Source organism: Enterobacter sp. 3U4, from assembly GCF_057224565.1.
This window is the reverse complement of sequence record NZ_CP136665.1, coordinates 4,008,003-4,024,006: the sequence shown is the minus strand read 5'-3', so window position 1 is coordinate 4,024,006 and position 16,004 is coordinate 4,008,003. Positions and strand designations below refer to the sequence as shown.

The following is a 16,004-nucleotide window of genomic DNA, read 5'->3' as shown; positions in this document are numbered from 1 at the left end:
TGAAATGAGCGAGAAACGTTGATGTCGAATTCTTATGACTCCTCCAGTATCAAAGTCCTGAAAGGGCTGGATGCGGTGCGTAAGCGCCCGGGTATGTATATCGGCGACACGGATGACGGCACCGGTCTGCACCACATGGTATTCGAGGTGGTAGATAACGCTATCGACGAAGCGCTCGCGGGTCACTGTAAAGACATCGTGGTCACCATCCATGCGGACAACTCCGTCTCCGTCACCGATGACGGTCGTGGTATCCCAACCGGTATTCACCCGGAAGAGGGCGTCTCCGCGGCGGAAGTGATCATGACCGTCCTGCACGCAGGCGGTAAGTTCGACGATAACTCCTATAAAGTTTCCGGCGGCCTGCACGGCGTAGGTGTTTCGGTAGTAAACGCCCTGTCGCAAAAGCTGGAGCTGGTTATCCAGCGCGAAGGCAAAATTCACCGTCAGCTTTATACGCACGGCGTGCCGCAGGCACCGCTGGCCGTCACTGGCGACACCGACAAAACCGGTACCATGGTGCGTTTCTGGCCGAGCCTCGAAACCTTCACCAACGTCACCGAGTTCGAGTACGACATCCTGGCGAAACGCCTGCGCGAACTGTCGTTCCTGAACTCCGGCGTCTCGATTCGCCTGCGCGACAAGCGTGACAACAAAGAAGACCACTTCCACTACGAAGGCGGTATCAAGGCGTTCGTTGAGTATCTGAACAAGAACAAAACGCCTATTCACCCGAATATCTTCTACTTCTCCACCGAAAAAGACGGTATCGGCGTGGAAGTGGCGCTGCAGTGGAACGACGGTTTCCAGGAAAACATCTACTGCTTCACCAACAACATTCCACAGCGTGACGGTGGTACTCACCTTGCGGGCTTCCGTGCGGCGATGACCCGTACCCTGAACGCCTACATGGACAAAGAAGGCTACAGCAAGAAAGCGAAAGTCAGCGCCACCGGTGACGATGCCCGTGAAGGCCTGATTGCCGTTGTCTCTGTGAAGGTGCCGGATCCGAAGTTCTCCTCACAGACCAAAGACAAGCTGGTCTCTTCCGAGGTGAAATCGGCGGTTGAGCAGCAGATGAACGAACTGCTGAGCGAATACCTGCTGGAAAACCCGTCCGACGCGAAAATCGTGGTGGGCAAAATTATCGATGCTGCGCGTGCCCGTGAAGCGGCGCGTAAAGCCCGTGAAATGACCCGTCGTAAAGGCGCGCTGGACTTAGCAGGCCTGCCGGGCAAGCTGGCTGACTGCCAGGAACGCGACCCGGCGCTGTCCGAACTGTACCTCGTGGAAGGGGACTCCGCGGGCGGTTCTGCGAAGCAGGGCCGTAACCGTAAGAACCAGGCTATCCTGCCGCTGAAGGGTAAAATCCTCAACGTTGAGAAAGCCCGTTTCGACAAGATGCTCTCTTCCCAGGAAGTGGCGACGCTCATCACCGCGCTGGGCTGCGGCATTGGCCGTGATGAGTACAACCCGGACAAACTGCGCTACCACAGCATCATCATCATGACCGATGCGGACGTCGACGGCTCGCACATTCGTACGCTGCTGTTGACCTTCTTCTATCGTCAGATGCCTGAAATCGTTGAACGTGGCCACGTCTACATTGCCCAGCCGCCGCTGTACAAAGTGAAGAAGGGCAAGCAGGAACAGTACATCAAAGATGACGAAGCGATGGATCAGTACCAAATCGCGATCGCACTTGATGGCGCGACCCTGCACGCGAACTCGCACGCCCCTGCACTGGCCGGTGAGCCGCTGGAGCGTCTGGTGTCCGAGTTCAACGCCACGCAGAAAATGATTACGCGTATGGAACGCCGTTATCCGAAAACGCTGCTTAAGGAGCTGGTTTATCAGCCAACCCTGACCGAAGCCGATCTGAGCGACGAGCAGACCGTGACCCGCTGGGTGAACGCCCTGGTGACCGATCTGAACGAAAAAGAGCAGCACGGCAGCATGTGGAAAAGCGATATCCAGCAGAACGCCGATAAGCAGTTCGAGCCAATTATCCGCGTGCGCACCCACGGCGTTGATACCGACTATCCGCTGGAGCACGAGTTTGTGACCGGTCCGGAATACCGTCGTATCTGCACGCTCGGCGAGAAGCTGCGCGGCCTGATCGAAGACGATGCCTTCATCGAACGTGGCGAACGTCGTCAGCCGGTAGCCAGCTTCGAGCAGGCGCTGGACTGGCTGGTGAAAGAGTCCCGTCGTGGCCTCGCGATCCAGCGCTATAAAGGTCTGGGCGAAATGAACCCGGAGCAGCTGTGGGAAACCACCATGGATCCGGAAAGCCGCCGCATGCTGCGCGTTACCGTTAAAGATGCGATTGCTGCAGACCAGCTGTTCACGACCCTGATGGGCGATGCGGTTGAACCACGTCGTGCCTTCATCGAAGAGAACGCCCTGAAAGCGGCAAATATCGATATTTAATCGTCGTTATACCGCACGATAACTGGCCGCGCTTTTAGCGCGGCTTTTTTATGGGCGCAGGCATATCCAGCGACATCACGGACGGTAAACGGCTCGCCAGCGTATCTATCGCAATTCTTACCCTCAGCGGCAAATGCGGCGTCTGCTGCCAGACCGCGTGGACGTCAAAATGGACATCCGGCGCCTGCTTCAGGAGCGGGACGAGTTTACCCTGGTGAATATCTTTGACGACCATCCAGCAGGGCAGCCATGCAATGCCGTGTCCGGCCAGCGCGGCGTCGCAGATCGCCTGCAAATCATCCATATTGAGTGATGACCGGGGAGTAAAGGTGTGCGACGTTCCTTCGTTATCCATCAGCTGCCAGGACAACACTCTGCCTGCGCGCAGATAGTTAATGGCCGTATGCTGGGGTAAATCATTAACGCTTTGTGGCTGACCTTTCTTCAGCAAATACTCCGGCGCGGCGCACAGCACCATGCGGTGCTCCCCCAGCCTTCTGGCGACCAGCACGCTGCTGTCCTGAAGCGTGCCGTTACGCACCGCCATATCAAACCCTTCCTCCACCAGATCCACCACCCGGTCGCTGAATGACATTTCCAGTTCAAGCCCGGGGTGTTCCTGCGCCAGCGCTATCAGCAGCGGGGCGACACACTGGCGACCAAACAGCACCGGCATGGCAACGCGCAGGCGGCCACTGACCTGCTGTTTCCCCGTTTCAAGCAGCGATTCCGCGCCACGGATCTCCTCCAGCGCGCGCAGGCAGCGTTCATAAAAAAGGGCGCCGTTATCGGTCAGCCTCTGGCTGCGGGTGGTGCGGTGAAAAAGACGTACCCCAAGCCGCTCTTCAAGGCGAGCGATGCTTTTCCCTACCGCCGAGCGTGACAGGTGCAGGCGAATTGCGGCCTGAGCGAAACTTCCCGCCTCAACGGCAGCCACAAAAACAGGAATATCCTTCAGCGTATCGGTCATGGATTGTATCCATTCAGGCATCAATAAAGAGAAAACTTATCGCCACTGGCGACGCTAAGTCAACGGTAGACTGTCAGGACTAAAGCTCATCTGATGGCAGGAGAAATAAAATGACAGAGACAATGCAACGCTGGTCCATGGACGCCCTCGGGCGCGAGAACCTCAAGCTGACTCAGGCACCCGTTCCACAGCCCGGCCCGGGTGAAGTGCGCGTACGGGTAAATGCCGTTGCGCTCAACTATCGCGATAAAATGGTTGTTGAAGGCACCATGCCGATCCCGCTTTCCTTCCCGTTTACCCCGGCGTCTGACATGGCGGGCGTCGTAGACAGCGTGGGTGAAGGCGTCACGCGTTTCCAGCCCGGCGCTCGCGTCATCTCAACCTTCTTCCCGGAGTGGATCGACGGTAAACCGCAGGCGGACGCGCGCAATTTGCCCTATAAAACGTCCGGCGGATACTTCCAGGGGATGCTGGCCGAGTATGTGATTGTGAAGGAAGACGCGCTGGCGGCATCGCCGGAAACACTGGATGACGCAGAGGCCAGCACCTTACCCTGCGCAGGGCTTACCGCCTGGTTCGCGCTGGTGGAGCGCGGCCAGCTGCGCGCCGGGCAATCGGTGCTGGTGCAGGGCACGGGCGGCGTGGCGATATTCGCCCTGCAAATTGCTAAAGCGCACGGCGCAGAAGTCATTGTCACATCCGGGAGCGATGAAAAGCTGGCGCTCGCCAAAAAACTGGGGGCCAGCCAGGGCATCAACCGCCTGAAAGGCGACTGGGCTGAAAATACGCTGGCGCTCACGCAGGATCGCGGCATTGACCATATTATCGAAACCGTGGGCGGGGAGAACCTGAAGCACTCCCTGCGCGCCGTTGCCGTTCACGGGCGTATCTCCGTTATTGGCGTGCTGGCTGGCACGGAGATTACGCTCTCGGCTGGCGAACTGCTGCTGAAATCCCCCGTCATTCAGGGGATTGGCGTGGGGCACCGCCGGGCGCTGGAGGATTTTGTCCGCGCTGTTGACGTCACGGGACTGAAGCCGGTGATTGAGCATCGCTACCGTTTTAACGAGCTTGAACAGGCCTTTGAACATCTCGATCGCGGCGCGTTCGGTAAAATCGTTCTCACCCGCGAGTAAGCCTTTGTTCCCCGGAATAAACGTAAAAGGGGTGTTCCTGTTGCGCAATGTAGCTCTATTTTTGTGTGCTTAATCGCGTTAGCATGAGGCAGCACTCATTTATTCCGGGGAACTCATGGCTATCAAACTCATTGCAATCGACATGGACGGCACGCTGCTGCTGCCAGACCACACCATCTCTCCAGCCGTTAAAAACGCGATCGCCGCGGCGCGCGCAAAGGGCGTGAATGTGGTCCTGACCACGGGGCGTCCGTATGCGGGCGTGCACAGCTACCTGAAAGAGCTGCACATGAATCAGCCTGGCGACTACTGCATCACCTATAACGGCGCGCTGGTGCAGAAAGCCGCAGATGGCAGTACGGTTGCGCAAACCGCGCTGAGCTACGATGACTATCTGTTCCTGGAAAAACTGTCCCGTGAAGTGGGTTCCCACTTCCACGCCCTCGATCGCAATACGCTCTATACCGCCAACCGCGACATCAGCTACTACACGGTGCATGAATCCTACGTGGCGACCATTCCGCTGGTGTTCTGTGAAGCGGAGAAAATGGACCCGGCGACGCAGTTCCTGAAAGTGATGATGATCGACGAGCCGGAGATCCTGGATAAAGCGATTGCGCGCATTCCGGCGGAGGTAAAAGAGAAGTACACCGTGCTGAAAAGTGCGCCGTACTTCCTCGAAATTCTTGATAAACGCGTCAATAAAGGCACCGGCGTGAAATCGCTCGCTGATGCGCTGGGGATTAAACAGGAAGAGATCATGGCGCTGGGCGACCAGGAAAACGACATCGCGATGATTGAGTTTGCGGGCATGGGCGTGGCGATGGATAACGCTATCCCGTCCGTTAAAGAAGTGGCCAACTTCGTGACCAAATCCAACCTGGAAGACGGCGTTGCCTACGCGATTGAGAAGTTTGTGCTGCAGTAACGCTTAGTTTTAATCATCAGCCTCGGTTATCAACCGGGGCTTTTTTTGCACTCAATTTATTGAATTGTTCTTTTTGTGATCTTGATTGTAGTACAACATTAAATGATTGTACTACATTACAGCCACAGCAAGGACGAGAACTCTCACGTTTGTACTGCAAAAGTGATGTGAAATTCAGCGGTCGCGGTAAAGTAGGGATGGACATACAGAGCACAAGGACTCTCCATGACTCTCAATAAAACCGATCGCATTGTCATCACGCTGGGCACCCAGATTGTGGGTGGCAAATATGTTCCCGGTTCGCCGCTGCCGGCGGAGGCCGAACTGTGTGAGGAGTTTGAAACCTCGCGCAACATCATCCGGGAAGTGTTCCGTTCGCTGATGGCGAAGCGGCTGATTGAAATGAAGCGCTATCGCGGCGCGTTTGTTGCCCCGCGTAACCAGTGGAACTACCTCGATACCGACGTGCTGCAGTGGGTGCTGGAAAACGACTATGACCCGCGGCTTATCGGCGCGATGAGTGAAGTACGAAACCTGGTCGAACCGGCCATCGCCCGCTGGGCGGCGGAACGCGCAACTTCCGGCGATTTGGCTCAGATTGAGTCGGCTTTAAACGACATGATCGCTAATAACCAGAACCGGGAGGCGTTTAACGAGGCGGACATTCGCTACCACGAAGCGGTGCTGCAGTCGGTTCATAACCCGGTATTGCAGCAGCTTAGCGTAGCGATCAGCTCGCTACAGCGAGCAGTATTTGAACGTACCTGGATGGGTGATGAGGCCAACATGCCGAAAACGCTCCAGGAACATAAAGCGCTGTTCGATGCGATACGGCATCAGGACGGCGATGCGGCAGAGCAGGCGGCACTTACCATGATTGCCAGCTCGACACGAAGGCTGAAGGAAATCACATGACATCTCGCTACATCGCAATTGACTGGGGATCGACCAATCTGCGCGCCTGGCTGTACCAGGGCGAGCAGTGCCTGGAGAGCAGGCAATCAGAAGCAGGCGTGACGCGCCTGAACGGTAAATCCCCCGAGGCGGTGTTAGCAGAGGTCATACAAAACTGGCGCGATAGCGCCACGCCTGTAGTGATGGCGGGTATGGTCGGCAGTAACGTAGGCTGGAAGGTCGCGCCTTACCTGCCGATTCCCGCCCATTTCTCCGCTATTGGCGAGCAGTTAACGTCCGTTGGCGACAATATCTGGATTATTCCCGGCTTGTGCGTCTCTCGCAACGATAACCACAACGTGATGCGCGGCGAAGAGACGCAGCTGCTTGGCGCGCGTACGCTTTCTCCTTCTTCTGTCTACGTTATGCCCGGAACGCACTGCAAGTGGGTTCTGGCCGACGCTGAGCAAATCCACGATTTTCGCACCGTGATGACCGGCGAGCTGCACCATTTGCTGCTCAACCATTCGCTGGTGGGAGCCGGTTTGCCGGAGCAGGCAGCCTCGTCAGAGGCGTTTGCTGCCGGGCTTGAACGAGGGATCGCTTCTCCTGCCGTTTTGCCGCACCTTTTTGAGGTTCGCGCCTCGCACGTGCTGGGAAACCTCCCGCGCGAGAAGGTCAGCGAATTTCTCTCCGGCCTGCTGATTGGCGCAGAGGTCGCCAGCATGCGTGATTTCGTCGCGCACGAGCAGGCCATCACCCTTGTCGCTGGCACATCGCTGACGTCGCGCTACGAGCAGGCGTTCCGCGCCGTTGGGCGAGATGTTGCAACGGTATCCGGCGACGCGGCATTTCAGGCAGGAATAAGGAGCATCGCTCATGCAGTGGCAAACTGATCTTCCCCTTATCGCGATTTTTCGCGGCATCACGCCCGATGAGGCGTTAGCCCACGTCGGCGCGGTTATTGACGCCGGGTTCGACGCGGTGGAAATCCCGCTTAACTCGCCCGAGTGGGAAAAAAGCATACCGGCCGTGGTGGAGGCCTTCGGCGATAGGGCGCTGATTGGCGCAGGCACCGTGTTACAGCCTGAGCAGGTAGATCGGCTGGCGGAGATGGGCTGCAGGCTTATCGTCACGCCCAATATTCAGCCTGAGGTGATCCGCCGCGCGGTGGGTTACGGCATGACCGTCTGCCCGGGCTGCGCCACCGCCACGGAAGCCTTTACTGCCCTGGATGCGGGCGCACAGTCGCTCAAAATTTTCCCGTCATCGGCTTTTGGTCCGGACTACATCAAAGCGCTGAAAGCGGTATTGCCCGCCAGCGTGCCGGTCTTTGCCGTGGGCGGCGTAACGCCAGAAAACCTGGGCCAGTGGATGGGCGCTGGCTGTGTGGGCGCGGGGCTGGGTAGCGATCTTTACCGTGCCGGACAGTCCGTGGAACGTACCGCACAGCAGGCGGCAGCATTTGTGAAAGCGTATCGAGAGGCAGTGAAATGAAAATAACCAAACTCACCACGTACCGTTTACCCCCGCGCTGGATGTTCCTCAAAATCGAAACCGATGAAGGGATTGTGGGCTGGGGCGAACCGGTGATTGAAGGGCGTGCGCGCACCGTAGAAGCGGCGGTGCACGAGCTGGGTGAATACCTGATTGGTCAGGATCCAGCGCGCATTAACGACCTGTGGCAGGTGATGTACCGCGCGGGCTTCTACCGCGGGGGGCCGATCCTGATGAGCGCTATCGCCGGCATCGACCAGGCGCTGTGGGATATCAAAGGCAAAGTGCTGAACGCGCCGGTCTGGCAGCTGATGGGCGGCCTGGTGCGCGACAAAATCAAAGCCTACAGCTGGGTCGGCGGCGACCGTCCTGCGGAAGTCATCGACGGCATCACGCAGTTGCGCAACATTGGCTTTGATACCTTCAAGCTCAACGGCTGCGAAGAGATGGGCATTATCGACAACTCGCGTGCGGTGGATCGCGCGGTCAATACCGTGGCGCAAATCCGTGAAGCCTTCGGCAACGAGATCGAGTTTGGTCTGGATTTTCACGGCCGCGTCAGCGCGCCGATGGCCAAAGTGCTGATCAAAGAGCTGGAGCCGTATCGTCCGCTGTTTATCGAAGAGCCGGTGCTGGCCGAGCAGGCCGAGTACTATCCGAAACTGGCTGAACAGACCCACATTCCTATCGCGGCGGGTGAACGCATGTTCTCGCGCTTTGAGTTTAAACGCGTGCTGGAAGCGGGCGGCATTGCCATCCTGCAGCCTGACCTCTCTCACGCGGGCGGCATCACCGAATGCTACAAAATTGCCGGGATGGCCGAAGCTTACGATGTGGCGCTGGCGCCGCACTGCCCGCTCGGACCGATCGCGCTGGCTGCCTGTCTGCACGTCGACTTTGTCTCCCGCAACGCGGTGTTCCAGGAACAGAGCATGGGGATTCACTATAACAAGGGCGCGGAACTGCTCGATTTTGTGAAAAATAAAGAAGACTTCAGCATGGAAGGCGGTTTCTTTAAACCGTTAACGAAGCCGGGCCTTGGCGTAGAAATTGACGAAGCCAAAGTCATTGAGCTGAGTAAACAAGCGCCGGACTGGCGTAACCCGCTGTGGCGTCATGAAGATGGCAGTGTAGCGGAATGGTAATCGCCATCCCGTAGACCCGGTAAGCCTCCGGGCAAAAATCATACATACAAAAATATAACCCTCTGTAAATTACAGGGCATGGTGAGCGGCTTCGCTATGCCCAAAATCTGGAGACAGATTGCGATGGATATTCCAGTTACCGCTACAAAAACCGGGCGTCGCCGCTACCTGACGCTGATTATGATCTTTATTACCGTGGTTATTTGTTATGTCGACCGCGCCAACCTTGCCGTGGCATCGGCCCATATTCAGGAAGAGTTTGGCATCACCAAAGCGGAAATGGGTTATGTCTTCTCGGCGTTTGCCTGGCTGTATACGCTATGCCAGATCCCGGGTGGCTGGTTCCTTGACCGCGTGGGTTCACGTCTGACCTATTTTATCGCCATATTCGGCTGGTCCGTGGCGACCCTTTTCCAGGGCTTCGCGACCGGGCTAATGTCGCTGATTGGCCTGCGCGCCATTACCGGGGTTTTCGAAGCGCCCGCGTTTCCTACCAACAACCGCATGGTGACCAGCTGGTTCCCGGAACACGAGCGCGCTTCCGCCGTTGGTTTTTACACCTCCGGGCAGTTTGTCGGCCTGGCGTTCCTGACGCCGCTGCTGATCTGGATCCAGGAGCTGCTGAGCTGGCACTGGGTATTCATCGTCACGGGTGGGATTGGTATTATCTGGTCGCTGATCTGGTTCAAGGTTTACCAGCCGCCGCGTCTGACCAAAAGCATCACCAAAGCCGAGCTGGACTACATCCGCGACGGCGGTGGCCTGGTGGACGGTGATGCACCGGTGAAAAAAGAGGCGCGCCAGCCGCTGACCAAAGCGGACTGGAAGCTGGTTTTCCACCGTAAGCTGGTGGGCGTTTATCTGGGCCAATTCGCGGTGACCTCCACGCTGTGGTTCTTCCTGACCTGGTTCCCGAACTATCTGACCCAGGAAAAGGGGATCACGGCGCTGAAGGCGGGCTTTATGACCACCGTGCCGTTCCTCGCGGCGTTTTTCGGCGTGCTGCTCTCCGGCTGGCTGGCCGATAAGCTGGTGAAAAAAGGCTACTCGCTGGGCGTGGCGCGTAAAACGCCGATTATCTGCGGTCTGCTGATCTCAACCTGCATCATGGGCGCCAACTACACCAACGATCCGGTTTGGATTATGACCCTGATGGCGGTGGCGTTCTTCGGTAACGGTTTCGCCTCTATCACCTGGTCGCTGGTGTCGTCCCTCGCGCCGATGCGGCTGATTGGCCTGACCGGCGGCGTGTTCAACTTTGTCGGCGGGCTCGGCGGGATCACCGTACCGCTGGTCATCGGCTACCTGGCGCAGGACTACGGCTTCGGCCCGGCGCTGGTGTACATCTCCGCCGTGGCGCTGATTGGCGCACTCTCCTACATCCTGCTGGTGGGTGATGTGAAACGAGTAGGCTAATCTCTACGGATGTTTTACCCTGATGCACTCACCGTGCATCAGGGTATCCTCATGAAACAAATCACCTTCGCTTCCCGCAACCACCAGCTGACCAATATCAATACCTGGACGCCGGACAGCCAGTGGCTGGTCTACGACGTGCGCCCGTCCGGTGCGTCATTTACCGGCGAAACCATTGAGCGGGTCAATGTCGCTACGGGTGAGGTGGAGGTGATCTATCGTGCCACCGACGGCGCGCACGTCGGCGTGGTGACCGTTCATCCGGCACAGAACAAATACGTCTTTATCCACGGCCCGAAAAACCCGGACGCAGACTGGCACTACGATTTTCATCATCGCCAGGGAGTCATTGCCTGCAACGGACAGGTGAGCAATCTTGACGCGATGGATATCACTGCACCCTACACCGCAGGCGCGCTGCGCGGCGGCAGCCATGTGCACGTCTTCAGCCCGAACGGGCAGCTTGTCAGCTTCACCTATAACGACCACGTGCTGCACGAGCGCGATCCGAAGCTCGATTTACGCAACGTCGGCGTGGCTGCGCCTTACGGCCCGGTGAACCCGCAGGGGAACCATTCCCGTGAATATTCGGGAACTTTCTGGAGCGTGCTGGTTAGCCGCACCACGCCCAACCCGCAGCCGGGCAGCGATGAAATCAACCGCGCTTACGAAGAGGGTTGGGTGGGCAACGACAGGCTGGCGTTTATTGGAGATACCCTTTCTTCGCAGGGCGAAAAAGTACCCGAACTGTTTATCGTCGACCTGCCGGGAGACGAGCAGGGCTGGAAGCGTGCGGGCGATGCGCCGCTACAGGGCACGACGGATACCCTGCCAGCACCGCCTGCGGGTGTGGAGCAGCGTCGTTTGACCTTTACGCACCAGAGGACGTTCCCGGGCCTGGTGAACGTGCCTCGTCACTGGGTTCGCAGCAACCCGCAGGGGGCGCAGATTGCGTTTCTGATGCGGGATGATAACGGCATCGTGCAGCTGTGGCTGATCTCCCCTGAGGGCGGCGAGCCGCGCCAGTTAACCCATACGGAGAGCGGTATTCAGTCTGCATTCAACTGGCACCCTTCCGGGAACATGCTGGGATGTGTTCTTGAAAACCGGATCGCCTGCTGCGACGCACAGACCGGAGAGGTGACGTTTTTGACGTCCGATCACGGCAATCCGCCGTCTGCTGATGCCGTCGTGTTTTCCCCGGACGGGCGCTTTATTGCGTGGATGGAAGAGACAGGGGGTTTCCGTCAGCTTTGGTTAACGGAAACCACACAGAACTAGCGTGGAGGCATGGCCGCGGGCGGGATAACGGCGTTTGTCGCCAGATTATCCTGCTCGCTTTTTTCTACCCGTGAGCGCACGGAGTTGTCCTTACGAAACATATCCCACGGCAGCAAAAGCGTATCCGCCACGGCCGTAAACGGCATATCCAGGATAACCAGGGATTTGGTGCCCCAGTTTGTATCGTCATCGGAGATCATCGCCGCGCTGGCGCGCGTCCCCGGATATGTTCCTTCTTTACCGCCGGTGTGAGACATCACGCTCGAACACCCGCAAAGTAAAACAACCCCGCTGAACGTCGTCAGCTTTATCAGAACATTTTTCATCATCACTCAGTCATCGTTAATGGCACTGCATAGACCTGCAACTCAGGGTTATAGCGAGCCTTATCCAAAATGGATAGCCCGATAACCCCGCACTGTGGCAGCCATCGCAATTTAACCCTTTGTGCTGTTGTCCCAGTCTAAGCGAGATGCAGGAAAGTGCAAAAAAAAGTGCAGTCGTCGCGCTTGAAAAGCCCGGTAGCAGACCCATTTTAAGAATACGACCCGATAACGAACTCGCCTGATGGGTGTTCGGGGGGCGCAAAGGCCTGTCCATGGTGGAAGGCTTAATTTTCTCGCTGATTTCAGGAGTTTTATTTATGCGTAACTTCGATCTTTCTCCGCTATACCGTTCTGCAATTGGTTTTGACCGCCTGTTTAACCATTTAGAAAATAACCAAAGCCAGAGCAACGGCTACCCTCCATACAATGTTGAGCTGGTTGACGAAAACCACTACCGCATCGCCATTGCCGTCGCCGGTTTTGCAGAAAACGAACTGGAGATCACCGCGCAGGACAACCTGCTGGTGGTGAAAGGTTCCCATACGGCCGAGCAGAAAGAACGTACCTACCTTTACCAGGGCATCGCCGAGCGCAACTTTGAACGCAAGTTCCAGTTAGCCGAGAACATTCACGTGAAAGGCGCGAACCTGGTCAACGGCCTGCTGTTTATCGAACTGGAACGTGTGATTCCGGAAGAGAAAAAACCGCGTCGTATCGAAATTAACTAATTATGCGGGTCGCGCGAGCGGCCCACCCAGACTTGCTTGCCGTAACGGGAGCATATGCGAATCCATCCGGATTTGCAGGAACAACTGCGCACAAAATAAACTGTGCCGAACTCGCTTCTCAGAAGGAGATTTAGTATGCGTAACTACGATTTATCCCCCTTACTTCGTCAGTGGATTGGTTTTGACAAACTGGCTAACGCCCTGCAAAACACCGCTGAGCAACAGACGTTTCCGCCGTACAACATCGAAAAAAGCGACGATAACCACTATCGCATCACCCTGGCGCTGGCCGGCTTCCGTCAGGAGGATCTGGATATTCAGCTCGAAGGCACGCGTCTGACCGTGAAAGGTACGCCGGAGAAACAAGAGACCGAAACCAAATGGCTGCATCAGGGGCTGGTTAATCAGCCGTTTAGCCTGAGCTTTACCCTGGCAGACCATATGGACGTCTCCGGCGCAACGTTTACCAACGGGCTGCTGCATATTGACCTGACCCGCAACGTGCCGGAAGCCATCGCGCCGCAGCGTATCGCCATTAGCGACCGGCCGGCGTTAAACAGTTAATAGTGTGGGGGCTGATGCCCTCACCCCGGCCCTCTCCCACAGGGAGAGGGTGAAAAGCTAAAGCCCTGCCCCGGCAGGGCTTTTTTGTGCGCCATCGCCCATACAACCGCCCACGGCTCTGAGAGAATCCTTGACATAACTAAGGTTATGCCAAGGAAGTGGATCATGAGTGATATCGCGTTAACCGTCAGCGTGTTGGCCCTGGTCGCTGTTGTTGGCCTGTGGATAGGGAATATCAAAATCCGCGGCGTCGGGTTTGGGATAGGCGGGGTGCTGTTTGGCGGCATTTTTGTCGGCCACTTTGCCGACCAGCTCGGGCTGGTGCTGAGCGCCGAAATGCTTCACTTTACCCAGGAGTTCGGCCTGATCCTGTTCGTCTATACCATCGGCATTCAGGTGGGGCCGGGCTTCTTCGCCTCTCTTCGTGTCTCCGGATTGCGGCTCAACCTGTTTGCCCTCGGCATTGTGGTGATGGGCGGGCTGGTCACCGCCATTCTGCATAAAATCTTTGCTATCCCTCTACCCGTGGTGCTGGGCATTTTCTCCGGGGCGGTCACCAACACGCCAGCGCTCGGCGCGGGCCAGCAAATCCTGCGCGATTTGGGCATCGAACCCGGCATCGTCGATCAGATGGGGATGAGCTACGCCATGGCCTATCCGTTTGGTATTTGCGGCATTCTGCTCTCCATGTGGCTGGTCCGCGTCCTGTTTCGCATTAACGTCGATAAAGAGGCGAAGGACCACGAAACCACGCTCACCAACGGCCATATGCCGATCAAAACCATCAACATTCGGGTTGATAACCCCAACCTGAACAATATGGCGATTCAGGACGTGCCGATCCTGAACAGCGCCAATATTATCTGCTCCCGCCTTAAGCGCGACGATATGCTGATGGTCCCCGCGCCCGGCACCATTATTCAGCAGGGCGATCTGCTGCATCTGGTCGGCCAGCCCGGCGATTTAAACAACGCGCGGCTGGTGATTGGTCAGGAAGTGGATACCTCGCTCTCAACGCGCGGCACCGATATGCGGGTGGAACGCGTTGTGGTGACTAACGAGCACGTACTGGGCAAAAAAATACGCGATCTGCAGGTAAAAGAACGCTACGACGTAGTGATCTCACGTCTCAACCGTGCGGGTGTCGAGCTGGTCGCCAGCCCGGAAGCCAGCCTGCAGTTCGGGGATATCCTCAACCTGGTGGGTCGTCCGTCGTCCATCGACGCCGTGGCGGATATGGTGGGTAACGCCCAGCAGAAACTGCAGCAGGTGCAGATGCTGCCGGTGTTTATCGGGATCGGGCTCGGCGTGCTGCTCGGCTCTATTCCGCTGTACGTGCCGGGCTTCCCGGTTGCGCTCAAGCTGGGCCTGGCGGGCGGGCCGCTGATTATGGCGCTGATCCTCGGGCGTATCGGCTGCATCGGTAAGCTCTACTGGTTTATGCCGCCGAGCGCCAACCTGGCGCTGCGCGAGCTGGGCATCGTGCTGTTCCTGGCGGTGGTCGGGCTGAAGTCCGGCGGGGATTTTGTTGATACGCTGGTCAAGGGCGAAGGGATGAGCTGGGTCGGCTACGGCATATTTATCACGGCGATCCCGCTGCTGACGGTGGGCATACTGGCGCGGATGTTCGCCAAAATGAACTACCTGACCCTGTGCGGCATGCTGGCGGGCTCCATGACCGATCCGCCAGCGCTGGCCTTTGCCAACAACCTGCACGCCACCAGCGGCGCGGCCGCGCTCTCCTATGCTACCGTCTATCCGCTGGTGATGTTCCTGCGCATCATCACCCCGCAGCTACTGGCGGTGCTGTTCTGGGGAATGGGCTAGCAGGTCGTCCGGGTGGATGCGCCGCAGATGGTAGTCCACCTGGTAATCACTGGTGTTTCGGAACATCACGGAATAATTGAGAAATTCGCCGCTGTCGCTGTAGGAAAGAGACGTAATGCGCAGCAGCGGCGTTTGTTCCGGAAGATTCATATAACCCGCCAGCGTTTTATCTGCCAGCACCGGCGTCAGGCTCTCGTAGTTGCCGCTGATGGTGATCCCGCACTCCTTCTCGATGTAATCAAACTTAGACCCTTCAAGATGTGCCAGAGAGAGGTTGCGAAACAGCTTCACCGGCATAAAGCTGTCCTCCAGCATCAGCGGTTTTCCGTCCACGTAGCGCACCCGTCGGGAAAAGTAGATCCGCTCATCCACCTGAATCCGAAGCTGGCTGGCGATGGCGGGCGGGGCGGCCATCACTTCAAACTGTAAGACCTTGCTCTGTACCTCTTTACCCTGCTGACGCAGCACCTCCACCAGCCCGGTCAGGTTGGTGGTTTCGTGGTGAACGTCTTTGCGCGACACAAACGTGCCGCCGCTCAACCAGACCCCAGCTCACCAGCAGATCCAGCGCCTTGCGGATGGTCATTCGCGCCACGCCGAACTCCTGCGCCAGCGCTTTTTCGCCCGGCAGCGGGCTGCCGATGTTGTAGTCCGACGAATTCAGCCGCAGCCGCAATCTGTCGGCGATAGATTTGTAGATCACCAGTAGACCTCTCTGCCTCTATCAGGGCGTGGATGGCGTCCTGACATGTCCATATTTACCGCAAAAAGTAGACCTGATTGGTCAAAATAAAACCATGAATGCGATCACGAATCGCAGCGGCACGCCATGTTCGCGCATCAGTAAGTTCTTATGCTC

At 57.4% G+C, this 16,004-nt stretch carries 14 protein-coding genes, 1 pseudogene and 1 other annotated feature; of the genes and pseudogenes, 12 read left to right on the top strand and 3 right to left on the bottom strand.

The genetic code is table 11. The features are described from left to right. Positions 1-21: 21 nt before the first annotated feature. Positions 22-2,433: a DNA topoisomerase (ATP-hydrolyzing) subunit B gene (gene gyrB, locus RVY89_RS19205; protein WP_484826179.1), complete on the top strand. Its 2,412-nt coding sequence runs from the start codon at positions 22-24 to the stop codon at positions 2,431-2,433. 34 nt (positions 2,434-2,467) lie between these two features. On the opposite strand, the gene RVY89_RS19200 is transcribed toward gyrB, so the two are convergent. After that, positions 2,468-3,403, bottom strand: coding sequence for a LysR family transcriptional regulator (locus tag RVY89_RS19200; RefSeq protein WP_484826178.1), 936 nt, complete (start codon positions 3,401-3,403; stop codon positions 2,468-2,470). Between the two features lie 110 nt (positions 3,404-3,513). Here RVY89_RS19200 and RVY89_RS19195 point away from each other — a divergent pair, with 110 nt between their 5' ends. The 8 genes from RVY89_RS19195 to RVY89_RS19160 all read left to right on the top strand — a co-directional run bounded on the left by RVY89_RS19195 (position 3,514) and on the right by RVY89_RS19160 (position 11,700). Beyond that, positions 3,514-4,539 carry a zinc-dependent alcohol dehydrogenase family protein gene (locus RVY89_RS19195; RefSeq protein ID WP_484826177.1) on the top strand — a complete coding sequence of 342 codons (1,026 nt, stop codon included), beginning with the start codon at positions 3,514-3,516 and terminating at the stop codon, positions 4,537-4,539. 115 nt (positions 4,540-4,654) lie between these two features. After that, positions 4,655-5,467, top strand: coding sequence for a sugar-phosphatase (yidA, locus tag RVY89_RS19190; protein ID WP_023309809.1), 813 nt, complete (start codon positions 4,655-4,657; stop codon positions 5,465-5,467). 225 nt (positions 5,468-5,692) lie between these two features. Further along, positions 5,693-6,382: a D-galactonate utilization transcriptional regulator DgoR gene (gene dgoR / locus RVY89_RS19185; RefSeq protein ID WP_003861109.1), complete on the top strand. Its 690-nt coding sequence runs from the start codon at positions 5,693-5,695 to the stop codon at positions 6,380-6,382. Next, a complete protein-coding gene (locus RVY89_RS19180; RefSeq protein ID WP_484826176.1) occupies positions 6,379-7,257 on the top strand; it encodes a 2-dehydro-3-deoxygalactonokinase in 879 nt (292 codons plus the stop codon). The genes dgoR and RVY89_RS19180 overlap by 4 nt, the downstream gene beginning before the upstream one ends. Beyond that, positions 7,241-7,858, top strand: coding sequence for a 2-dehydro-3-deoxy-6-phosphogalactonate aldolase (locus tag RVY89_RS19175; RefSeq protein WP_484826175.1), 618 nt, complete (start codon positions 7,241-7,243; stop codon positions 7,856-7,858). The genes RVY89_RS19180 and RVY89_RS19175 overlap by 17 nt, the downstream gene beginning before the upstream one ends. Then, complete coding sequence (gene dgoD / locus RVY89_RS19170) at positions 7,855-9,003, top strand: galactonate dehydratase (protein WP_484826174.1); 1,149 nt, start codon at positions 7,855-7,857, stop codon at positions 9,001-9,003. The genes RVY89_RS19175 and dgoD overlap by 4 nt, the downstream gene beginning before the upstream one ends. A gap of 78 nt (positions 9,004-9,081) precedes the next feature. After that, positions 9,082-10,419 carry an MFS transporter gene (locus tag RVY89_RS19165; protein WP_109845943.1) on the top strand — a complete coding sequence of 446 codons (1,338 nt, stop codon included), beginning with the start codon at positions 9,082-9,084 and terminating at the stop codon, positions 10,417-10,419. Positions 10,420-10,470: 51 nt separating this feature from the next. Then, positions 10,471-11,700 carry a YidR family protein gene (locus RVY89_RS19160; RefSeq protein ID WP_484826173.1) on the top strand — a complete coding sequence of 410 codons (1,230 nt, stop codon included), beginning with the start codon at positions 10,471-10,473 and terminating at the stop codon, positions 11,698-11,700. On the opposite strand, the gene RVY89_RS19155 is transcribed toward RVY89_RS19160, so the two are convergent. Then, on the bottom strand, positions 11,697-12,029 hold the full coding sequence (locus RVY89_RS19155; RefSeq protein ID WP_484826172.1) for a YceK/YidQ family lipoprotein: 333 nt from the start codon (positions 12,027-12,029) through the stop codon (positions 11,697-11,699). The two genes, RVY89_RS19160 and RVY89_RS19155, sit on opposite strands and share 4 nt — an antisense overlap. Positions 12,030-12,278: 249 nt before the next feature. Beyond that, positions 12,279-12,350 (top strand) — a sequence feature (ROSE (Repression Of Heat Shock gene Expression) occurs in the 5'-region of heat shock genes and acts as an RNA thermometer to modulate expression.). On the opposite strand from RVY89_RS19155, the gene ibpA reads away from it, so the two are divergent. The 3 genes from ibpA to RVY89_RS19140 all read left to right on the top strand — a co-directional run bounded on the left by ibpA (position 12,344) and on the right by RVY89_RS19140 (position 15,145). After that, positions 12,344-12,754 (top strand): small heat shock chaperone IbpA, encoded by a 411-nt coding sequence (ibpA, locus tag RVY89_RS19150; RefSeq protein ID WP_008500162.1) that lies wholly within the window; start codon positions 12,344-12,346, stop codon positions 12,752-12,754. It overlaps the preceding feature by 7 nt. Positions 12,755-12,889: 135 nt before the next feature. Continuing rightward, on the top strand, positions 12,890-13,318 hold the full coding sequence (gene ibpB / locus RVY89_RS19145) for a small heat shock chaperone IbpB (RefSeq protein WP_008500161.1): 429 nt from the start codon (positions 12,890-12,892) through the stop codon (positions 13,316-13,318). 165 nt (positions 13,319-13,483) lie between these two features. Next, the gene (locus RVY89_RS19140) at positions 13,484-15,145 is read left to right on the top strand and encodes a putative transporter (protein WP_148769890.1); all 1,662 of its coding nucleotides are present in this window, start codon (positions 13,484-13,486) and stop codon (positions 15,143-15,145) included. Here RVY89_RS19140 and RVY89_RS19135 read toward each other — a convergent pair. Then, positions 15,113-15,848 (bottom strand): annotated as a pseudogene (locus RVY89_RS19135) (GntR family transcriptional regulator). The gene RVY89_RS19140 and the pseudogene RVY89_RS19135 overlap by 33 nt on opposite strands. Positions 15,849-16,004 lie beyond the last annotated feature (156 nt).